This is a genomic window from Corticimicrobacter sp. (genome assembly GCF_040137905.1).
Lineage (GTDB): Bacteria > Pseudomonadota > Gammaproteobacteria > Burkholderiales > Burkholderiaceae_B > Corticimicrobacter.
This window is the reverse complement of the sequence record NZ_JBEFDG010000018.1, coordinates 1-9,650: the sequence shown is the minus strand read 5'-3', so window position 1 is coordinate 9,650 and position 9,650 is coordinate 1. Positions and strand designations below refer to the sequence as shown.

Below are 9,650 nucleotides of genomic sequence, written 5' to 3'. Positions count from 1 at the left end.
CCAGATCGGCAAACTCATCGATATCCGCACCGACGATGAAACCGGAGTCCTTTCCCGAACGGATGATGAGGCCGGCAGGCGGTGCCTGCTCCAGACTATCCAGGACAGCCGCAAGCTCGGCCATGACGTCGGCCGACAAGGCATTGACGGCACTGCCAGCCCGGTCAAGGGTCAGCCAGGCAAGGTCTTGCCCGTCGCGGTCGATCCGCCAGTTCCGCCAGTTGCCAGCCGCTGAAGCCGTGGGCAATGTCTGTACTGTCGTCATCATGCCGCCTCCTGTTCGACCTGCTGTGCCGGCCCGACCGGATCGTCGCCCAGCGCCTCGACCAGCATGGCGCCGCCCTGCCCTCCACCAATGCAGATCGAGGCCATGCCCAGCCTGAGTCCACGCGCCTTCAAGGCATGCAACAGGTGCAGCACGATGCGTGCCCCCGATGCACCGACAGGATGGCCCAGCGCAATCGCGCCGCCATCGACATTGAGCCGGCTCTGGTCCAGGGTGCCCCATGCCGACGTACCAAGCTGTGCCTGACAGTAGCGCTCGTCCTGCCAGGCGGCCAGACATCCCAGCACCTGGGCAGCAAAGGCCTCATTGATTTCCCACAGATCCGGCCCGTCCAGCCCCAACTGCTGGCGCTGCAGGATAGGGGTGGCGGCATGCACCGGCCCCAGCCCCATGCTGGCAGGATCAAGGCCTGCCCATTGCCGGTCGACGATGCGACCCAGCGGCTGCAGCCCCCAGCGGGCAACGGCGTGCTCGGATGCCAGCAACAGCATGGCGGCCCCATCAGTCACCTGCGAACTGTTGCCTGCGGTAATGCTGCCCCCCACGCGGTCGAATACCGGCTTGAGCCGCCCCAGTCGCTCCAATGTCGAATCGGTCCGGATGCCATCGTCTTCCGGGTAGCACTGGCCCTGTCGGTCGATCAGCGGAACAAGCTCGGCGGCAAACGCACCCGCCGACCTGGCCACCAACGCCCGCTGGTGGCTGCGTTCGGCATAGGCATCCATGCTTGCGCGGCTGATGCCGAACTGCATGGCCAGGTTTTCGGCCGTCTGCCCCATCGACAGTCCAACGACCGGATCGGTGAGTCCCTTGAGCAGGCCGATCACCGGCTTGAGGAATACGGGACGGAAACGCCCCAGTTGACGCAGCTTCTGCCCGGTGGAGCGGGCTGCCATCCAGTGTGCCAACCAGCGCGTCATGTCTTCGGAAAACAGCAGCGGCGCGTGCGACAGCGCGTCGACACCGCCCGCCAGGACAAGGTCGGCGCGTCCAGCCTGGATATTGGTCATGGCCGAATCAAGCGCCTGCATCCCGGAGGCGCAATTGCGCATGACCGTCCAGCCCGGGACTTTGGGCCCGCAACCCAGGCGCAGCGCAATGACCCTGCCGATATTGATCTCGTCGGGCGATGGCGCGGCACAACCGACAATGACCTCGTCAAGATCTTCCGGTGAAAACGACTGTCGCAGCAACAATTCGCGCCCGGCCTGCACGGCCAGATCGGCGGCGGAGAACGGCCCCGGGCCCGTCCGGACCTTGAGAAAGGGCGAACGCGCACCATCCACGACATAGACTGCCTGAGTGCTCATGTCTGGCCTCCTGGAGGCGTGCTGTTGGCCGACAGCACATCGAACGGAAAGTCATCGACCCGGACTACGGTATCCCTGAGGGTATCACGCCGCCGCAGCACTGCATATTCGTCATCCGTCAGGGCACCCGCCGCATGGGCGGCTTCGGTCATATCCCGCACATTGGCCAGCGGATTGTCTGCAAGCAGCCCGCTCTTGTCGATCTGGCGCAGCTTGGCTTGTGCCCCTTCCGCGGCCAGTGTGGCAGCCAGTGCCAGTTCGATGGCACCGACGGGTTCATCCGCCGAGGCCGGCAGATAGCAATCACGGGTCAGCCTGTCACGCGCCGATCCCGGCTCGGTCAACAGGCGGGCAATTTTCTGACCCAGCCGGTCATCGGGCACTGCAAACGGCAACCCCCAGAAAAAGACCAGCCGGCGCAAGACGCCCGCTGCCAGCCTGTTGGGAAAATTGCGCAGCAGGCCATCCATGGCAGTCTGTGCCCGGCACAGCGCATCCTGTACCGCCCAGTGCAGCAGGGGCAGGTCATCGCTCTGGCGTCCTTCGTCCTCATAACGCTTGAGTGCCGCACTGGCCAGGTACATCTGCGACAGGACATCACCCAGCCGGGCCGACAGGCTTTCACGGCGCTTGAGACTGCCCCCCAGGATCAGCATGGACATGTCCGACAGCAGGGCAAATGCACTCGACACCCGGCTCAGTTTCCGGTAATAGTGTCCGGTCGCCACATCCACATTACTCGGCTGCGCTGCCCAGCGTCCGGCTGTCAGTCCATGCCAGCCTGCCCGCAGTACGTTGCCGATCACGAAGCGGACATGGCCCCAGAAAGCGGCATCGAAATCGTGCAGCGCCTTTTGGGGCGAAGGTTCGCGCACTGCCTGCATTTCAGCCAGCACATACGGATGACAACGTGTCGCCCCCTGGCCGAAGATGATCAGGCTGCGGGTCAGGATATTGGCCCCCTCCACCGTGATACCGATGGGAATCTGCTGGTAGGCGCGCCCCAGGAAATTGGATGGTCCCAGGCAGATTCCCTTGCCACCGATCACGTCCATGCCATCGTTGACCACCAGGCGGGCACGCTCGGTCACATGGTATTTGACGATGCCGGATGCGACCGAAGGTTTTTCGCCGAGATCCACGGCACCGGCAGTCATGGTACGGGCAGCCTCTGCCACATAGGCATGGCCGCCGATGCGGGCCAGGGCCTCCTCAACGCCCTCGAAGCGTCCGACCGGCACGCCGAACTGGCTGCGCACACGCGCATAGCCGCCGACGGCACGCGCCGTCATGCGTGCCATGCCTGCGTTGGAAGACGGCAGTGATATGGATCGTCCGGCGGCCAGGCACTCCATCAGCATACGCCAACCCTGGCCGGCCATTTTGGGCCCACCGATGATGAAGTCCAGCGGCATGAAGACATCGTGCCCGCGCGTGGGACCGTTCATGAACATGGCATTGAGCGGAAAATGGCGGCGGCCGGTTTCCACGCCAGGGTGATCGGACGGTACCAGGGCGCAGGTAATACCAATATCCTTCTGGCTGCCCAGCAGGCCATCCGGGTCGTACAGCCTGAACGCCAGTCCGAGCAGCGTGCAGACCGGTGCCAGCGTGATGTAGCGCTTGTCCCAGGTCACGCGCATGCCCAGCGCTTCGCGCCCCTGCCATTCGCCGCGGCATACCACGCCATAGTCGGGGATGGCAGCCGCATCCGAGCCCGCCCAGGGGCTGGTCAGTGCAAAGGCCGGAATTTCTTCGCCGTTCGCCAGCCGAGGCAGGTAGTGGTTTTTCTGGTCATCGGTCCCGTAGTGCAGCAGCAATTCGGCCGGTCCCAGGGAGTTCGGCACCATGACCGTCACGGCCAGCGCCGACGAACGCGTCGACAGCTTGGTCATGACCTCAGAGTGCGCATAGGCGGAAAAACCCAGCCCACCGAAGGACTTGGGAATGATCATACCCAGAAAGCCTTCTTTCTTGATGTAGGCCCAGGCTTCGGGTGGCAGGTCACCGGTACGGTGCGTAATCTCCCAGTCATCGACCAGGGCGCAGGCCTGCTCGACCTGATGGTCCATGAAGGCGCGTTCTTCCTGTGTCAACTGCGGCTTGGGAAACGCCAGCAGCTTGTCCCAGTCGGGACGCCCCCGGAACAGTTCGCCTTCCCACCAGACCGTGCCTGCCTCCAGTGCATCACGCTCGGTATCGGACATCTGCGGCAGGATGCGCCGGAACTTGCCAAGCAACGGCCGGCTCAGCAACGGCTTGCGGATCGCCGGGATACCCAGCACGACCGCCCCCAACACGACCAGCAACAACACGATCCATCCAATGACTTGCATGATTCTGTCTCCTGCCTGTTATTAGAATGAGGGTTACTGCAAGGGTGCCCGCAGCCCTCCGAGCAAGAACCGCATGAGGCGTGGCAACAATTGCCGCTCGTCTTCGGCCGGGTCTTCGGCATTCGACTGCCAGCCCATGACCGCACGCAGTTCTTCGGTGCCGGTCAGCGCAAATGACGAGGCCCCCAGCATGAACTGAAAACGCCAGACGATCTCATCCTGCGGCACGCCCGGCAACGCCTTGTGAAAGGCCTGTTTGTAGCGTTCCAGGACATCGGCCGACTCTTGCGCGAACAGGGTCCGGATGAATGCGGTCGGCTCCGTCATGGAGCGCTCCAGCAAGGGCCAGATCCCGGCCCGGTCCTGGCGCGCCATACGGATCAGCGTGCCAAAGAAGGCATCGACGATCTGGGAAGGCTTGACCGCCTGCCCGCTGGCCTGAGCCTGGCCTTCCAGGTTTTCGAGCAAGCGCAGCCGCTCCTGGTTCAGGGCGGCCAGACGGCGCCTGAGCACAGCCTGCACCAGCCCCTCCTTGGAGCCGAAGTGATAGTTGACCGCTGCCAGGTTGACGCCAGCCAGCGTCGTGATCTGTCGCATGGACGTGGCCTCGTGCCCCTGGCGGGCGAACAGCGTTTCTGCGGCCTGCAGGATGGCATCGGGTGTGGATGCCGCCTGCGGGGTTGTCTCCTCGATGACTGTCGACATGTCACGCCACCTTCTATTCAAACGTTTGTTTGAATTATGGACGGGCATCGTGCCTGCAACCATGATGGTTTACCCTGATCGTGGCGAATGCATAGCGGCCATCACTTGAGGGAAGTCAACAATCGACCGTATCGCAATGTCATAATGAATGCTTGCGAATCACAACAACGACAGAAGGTGACTATGAAAACCGTACTGCTGCCCTACGATGGTTCAGAACCCGCCAAGCGTGCACTGGAGTACCTGACCAATTTTGCCAAGGAACACTCCAGTTTCACGGTCCACATCCTGAACGTGCAGCCCGAACCGCGCATGTACGGGCGCGGCCGTACCTCGATCCTGATCGACGTGCTCCAGCAACTGCGCGACGATGCGCGCGAACATGCTGCCGAAATCGCCGAAGAGGCAGCCGTTCAACTGCGGGCGGCGGGCCTCGAGTGCACGACGCACGCCAGCGTCAGTCCCGACACCGTGCATGAGGTCAACCGGATCATCAAGGAAAACGGCTGCGACACAGTAGTGATGGGCACGCGCGGCATGGGCGGCCTGGGCAACCTGTTGCTCGGCTCGATGGCGACCCAGGTCATCCACAGTGTGGATATCCCGGTCATGCTGATCAAATAATTCAGCTCCGCACCGGTGCGACAGGTCGTGCCGGTGCCTTCACCCACCACGCCGCCAGCCAGGCAACAACCATCAGCCCCACCAGCACGGCAAATGGCATGTAGCGATTCTGCTCGTACAGCAGCGTGCTGCCCAGCGGCGCGATGATCGCCCCCATACCCTGGGTCGAGGCAATCAAGCCGGCCACAGCCCCCTGACGTGCAGGGCCGACACTGAGCGATGCGCCCGACATATAGCCCGGGAACAGCATGCCGGCCCCCATCCCGATCAGAATATAGGCCACATAGTAGGCCGCTTCGCTCTGCGTCAACAGCATGACCAGCAACCCGGCTGCGACCAGGGGCGCGCCTGTCAGCGCCATGCGACGGGACTGCCACTTGAGATAGCGGATCTGGATGAACTGAGTCAGCATGAGCGTCACGCCGACCAGGGTCAGAGAAGTCGCCAGCATGCGAGCCGTCTGCGTGCCCGTCAGCCCCAGTTGATCCTGGAAATAGAAACCGGCACTGATCTGCAGGGTGACAATAGTGGTCATGGTCATCAGGCCGATGAGCAGCCAGCCGCGCACATCCGGATCGAACGGACTGATCTTCTGCACAGAACCGGCCTGTCGCACCGGCGCATCCGGCAATACCCTGCCGATCACGAAAAAGGCCAGCAGCGGCAGAATCACTACCAGCAGCAAGGGCCAGATCAGTCCGAACATGGCCAGTATGCCTGCCAGCGCAGGCCCCACCACCATGCCGACACCATTGGCGGCACTGATCAGCGCCATGCCGGAGCTACGCTCCTGTGGTGTGGTGACATCGGCCATATAGGCCTGGGACGCCGATGGCACTGCCGGCAGGAATGCCCCCACCAGGGCCCTGGCCACCAGCAGGGCAGCGAACAGGCCGGCACCGATCAGAGCACCACTGAACCCCAGCCAGACCACCGTCGTGAAAATCGCGTAGGACAGGAACAGGCCCAGGAACCCCGCCAGGATGACCGACTTGCGACCCAGCCGGTCGCTGCGCCGCCCCCAGAACACGCCGATCAGCGCCATGACCACGGAACCCATGCTGACCATCCAGCCGCCCTGGCTTTCGCTCAGGCCCAGCTCGCGGATCAATGGTGCCAGGATGGGCAGGATAACCGTCATGGCCAGCCCGGAAAAGCAGATGCTGAGGAAAATGGTGGTACGCACCCGACGGCGCTGGGCGTCGGGAGAAACAGCCTGGTTCATGGCAAACCCTTTGTGATCAAGCGGGAATATCTCGCATTTTCATTATAGCCAAGCCATGCATGTCGATATTTCGGGACTTGTTTGCGCCGACACAAAGACAGCATGCCCCCTCTCGGGCCTAATGACATGGACAGGGTGCCTGCAGCAATGTGCCCTGCCCCGGAGAAATCGCATGCCACTACCCCAATTTCCCTCCCGTGCCAGCCTGATGCTGGTACCTGCATTGGCAGCCTTGCTGGCAGCCTGTAGCCCTCCGGCTGCCGAACCACCTGCGCCGGAGCTGTTCATTCGGGTGCCGGCGGGCACAGTCGACATGATCCCCGTTGGCGAATTCCTGCAAAATGGCATGCCCACGGTGCCTGAGCGCCAGCAACTGCAGATCTCCCAGGATATCGATATCATGCGCCGGCAGGTCAGCCAGGCAGAATATGCACGCTGCGTGAAAGCGCAAGCCTGTCGCAAGCTCGACAAGCAGGAACAGCAAGCCGAGCCACACCCGGACCTGCCCGTCGTGGGCGTCAGTTGGGAAGATGCCACGGCCTATGCAGACTGGCTGTCGCGCGACACCGGCCAGCACTATCGGCTGCCCACTTATGAAGAATGGGCCTGGATCGCGGGCAACCATTATCGCGAAGACACGCCGCTCTCTCCCTTCGACCCGCAGAATCCGGCGCGCCGCTGGCTGGAGGAATACCAGCAGGAAATCTCGCGCAGCAGAACGACCGACGACAAGGCCCCGCAGCCATTCGGGCATTTCGGTGCCAATGAACACGGCATACAGGATCTGGGCGGCAATGTCTGGGACTGGACGGACAGTTGCTACACGCGCTATGCCGTGATGGCGGACCAATCCGTGATGAGGCTGGGCGAAAACTGCGGCATCCGCGTCCTGGGCGGCGAACACCGCAGCTACATGACGGACTTCATCCGCGACCCGGTGAGCGGGGCCTGTTCGGTTGGGTTGCCACCTGCCAACCTGGGGTTCAGGCTGGTTCGGGATGCCGTGAGCCCTGAGCGCCCTCGGCGTAACGAATAAGCTCGTCGGGTTGGAGAACGATCACACGCTTGCGGGCATTTTCGACGATGCCGCGCTCTTTCCAGAGACTCAGGATACGACTGACCGTGTGCAAGGTGGTACCGGTCATCTCGGCGATATCCTGCCGGGTGATCGGGAAATCGATCTCGATGCGGCCCTCTTCAGAGGTACGGCCGGACTGATCCAGCAGGCGCAGGATGGCACGCGCCACGCGCTGCTCGACCTCTTCGGTGGACAGTTCACGGATGCGACTGTGCGCACTCTGCAGGCGCTGACCGACAGTCTGCAGGGCATTGCCGGTCAACTGGGGATTGGCCGCCACCATGCGCTCCCATTCCGACGAGGGCCAGGCCAGCACCAGGCTTTCCTGGACGGCCAGGACGGTCGCGGGATAGTCCGGACGGCGCATCATGCGTGCGATGCCGAAGACGTCCCCCGGACTCACGAAGCGAACCACGACCTGTTCGCCCTCGGCCGTGGCCTGCACCACCTTGAGGGTGCCATGCAGCAGGATGAAGAAATAGCCGGCCAGTTCGCCCTGCCGGTAGACGGCATCGCCAGGCAACAGCCTGCGCGGCTGGGCATGTTCCAGCGTACGGTCCAGTTCGTCGTCGGACAGGGCCCGGAACATTTCCATGTTCTGAATGAGCGAGCGGTGCAATTTAGGTGCTGTCGTCACAGATACTGAACCAAAAGTCGTTGATACAGCAGAGAATTTTATCATGCACTGCTCACATTATGCGCAACATTGGTTATGGAATTCCCTCATGACAGACAATCTGCAACCAATTTGCGTTACAACAATGAGTGTCAGCGCGCCGTAAGGTGTAATGATCCCGTCAGACTCATTGCATGCACGACAACACCGTAAACAAGAATCGTCGGGTTGCAGGCCATGCAGGTAGTCTTGTTACCATGACTTTGCGGATGGAGCTTTATCATGGAAAGACGTTCGTTTCTCAAGACTGCCGGACTGGGCGCAATGTCCGCCGGCGCACTGGCCGCTGTTACCACGGCTCCTGCTCGTGCCGCTGCGGCACCGGCCCCGGCTCGCACAGCCGAAGAAATCGCCAAGCTGCCGCACGTGAAGGCACACCTGGTCGCACCGCCTTTCGTGCATGAGCACGAGCAAGTCGCCACCGGTGGCCCCAAGGTCGTGCAGTTCCGCATGGAGATCGAAGAAAAGAAAGTCGTGATCGACAACGAAGGCACGACGCTGCAGGCCATGACCTTCAATGGTTCGCTGCCCGGCCCGACCATGGTCGTGCACGAAGGTGACTACGTCGAGTTGACGCTGGTCAACCCGGCCAGCAACGCCATGATGCACAACGTCGACTTCCACTCCGCCACTGGCGCACTGGGCGGTGCCAAGCTGACCAACGTCAACCCTGGCGAAGAGGCTGTACTGCGCTTCAAGGCAGACCGCGCCGGTACCTTTGTGTATCACTGCGCTCCGGAAGGCATGGTGCCCTGGCACGTGACCACCGGCATGCACGGCACGATGATGGTATTGCCACGCGAAGGCCTGAAGGATGCCGATGGCAACCCGCTGCACTACGACAAGGTGTACACGATCGGCGAACTCGACTTCTACATTCCCAAGGACGAGAACGGCAAGTTCAAGGACTACGCCAGTGCCGCCGAAAGCTTCCCGGAAACGATGGAAGTCATGAAGACCCTCACGCCGTCGCACGTCGTGTTCAACGGCAAGGTCGGTGCACTGACTGGCGAAGGTGCCCTGAAGGCCAAGGTCGGCGAAACGGTACTGTTCATCCACTCGCAAGCCAATCGCGACACCCGTCCCCACCTGATCGGTGGTCACGGTGACTGGGTCTGGGAAACGGGCAAGTTCCACAATCCGCCCGAGAAAGACCTCGAAACCTGGTTCATCCGGGGTGGTTCGGCCGGCGCTGCGCTCTACACGTTCAAGCAACCGGGTGTGTATGCCTACGTCAACCACAACCTGATCGAAGCCTTCTATCTGGGCGCTGCCGGTCACGTCGTGGTCGAAGGTGACTGGAACAATGACCTGATGACGCAGGTCAAGGCTCCGGGTCCGATCACCAGCAAACCCTGGTAATCGCGTATCCGAAGGCTGGCGCGGCCGCCGTCTCCCTCAGCAGGGAGC

At 62.3% G+C, this 9,650-nt stretch carries 9 protein-coding genes; 3 read left to right on the top strand and 6 right to left on the bottom strand.

The window, feature by feature from the left end:
* From ABN482_RS02360 to ABN482_RS02345, 4 genes are all read right to left on the bottom strand, one after another.
* Positions 1-265: enoyl-CoA hydratase-related protein (locus tag ABN482_RS02360; RefSeq protein ID WP_502877220.1), on the bottom strand; the 265-nt coding region annotated here is incomplete at its 3' end.
* Positions 265-1,596: an acetyl-CoA C-acetyltransferase gene (locus ABN482_RS02355; RefSeq protein WP_349502485.1), complete on the bottom strand. Its 1,332-nt coding sequence runs from the start codon at positions 1,594-1,596 to the stop codon at positions 265-267. The genes ABN482_RS02360 and ABN482_RS02355, both read right to left, overlap by 1 nt.
* Positions 1,593-3,932, bottom strand: coding sequence for an acyl-CoA dehydrogenase (locus ABN482_RS02350; RefSeq protein WP_349502484.1), 2,340 nt, complete (start codon positions 3,930-3,932; stop codon positions 1,593-1,595). Before ABN482_RS02350 ends, ABN482_RS02355 begins: the two co-directional genes overlap by 4 nt.
* Before the next feature lie 33 nt (positions 3,933-3,965).
* Positions 3,966-4,637 carry a TetR/AcrR family transcriptional regulator gene (locus tag ABN482_RS02345; RefSeq protein ID WP_349502483.1) on the bottom strand — a complete coding sequence of 224 codons (672 nt, stop codon included), beginning with the start codon at positions 4,635-4,637 and terminating at the stop codon, positions 3,966-3,968.
* A 183-nt stretch (positions 4,638-4,820) separates the two neighbouring features.
* On the opposite strand from ABN482_RS02345, the gene ABN482_RS02340 reads away from it, so the two are divergent.
* Positions 4,821-5,261, top strand: a complete 441-nt coding sequence (locus tag ABN482_RS02340; protein ID WP_349502482.1) for a universal stress protein — start codon at positions 4,821-4,823, stop codon at positions 5,259-5,261.
* 1 nt (position 5,262) lies between these two features.
* Here the strand turns inward: ABN482_RS02340 and ABN482_RS02335 are convergent, their stop codons facing one another.
* Positions 5,263-6,486: an MFS transporter gene (locus ABN482_RS02335; protein WP_349502481.1), complete on the bottom strand. Its 1,224-nt coding sequence runs from the start codon at positions 6,484-6,486 to the stop codon at positions 5,263-5,265.
* 172 nt (positions 6,487-6,658) lie between these two features.
* Between ABN482_RS02335 and ABN482_RS02330 the strand changes: the two genes are divergently transcribed.
* The gene (locus tag ABN482_RS02330; protein WP_349502480.1) at positions 6,659-7,522 is read left to right on the top strand and encodes a formylglycine-generating enzyme family protein; all 864 of its coding nucleotides are present in this window, start codon (positions 6,659-6,661) and stop codon (positions 7,520-7,522) included.
* On the opposite strand, the gene ABN482_RS02325 is transcribed toward ABN482_RS02330, so the two are convergent.
* Positions 7,470-8,159, bottom strand: coding sequence for a Crp/Fnr family transcriptional regulator (locus tag ABN482_RS02325; protein ID WP_349502479.1), 690 nt, complete (start codon positions 8,157-8,159; stop codon positions 7,470-7,472). The genes ABN482_RS02330 and ABN482_RS02325 overlap by 53 nt on opposite strands.
* 303 nt (positions 8,160-8,462) lie before the next feature.
* Between ABN482_RS02325 and nirK the strand changes: the two genes are divergently transcribed.
* Positions 8,463-9,602: a copper-containing nitrite reductase gene (nirK, locus tag ABN482_RS02320; protein WP_349502478.1), complete on the top strand. Its 1,140-nt coding sequence runs from the start codon at positions 8,463-8,465 to the stop codon at positions 9,600-9,602.
* The last annotated feature ends 48 nt before the right edge of the window (positions 9,603-9,650 follow it).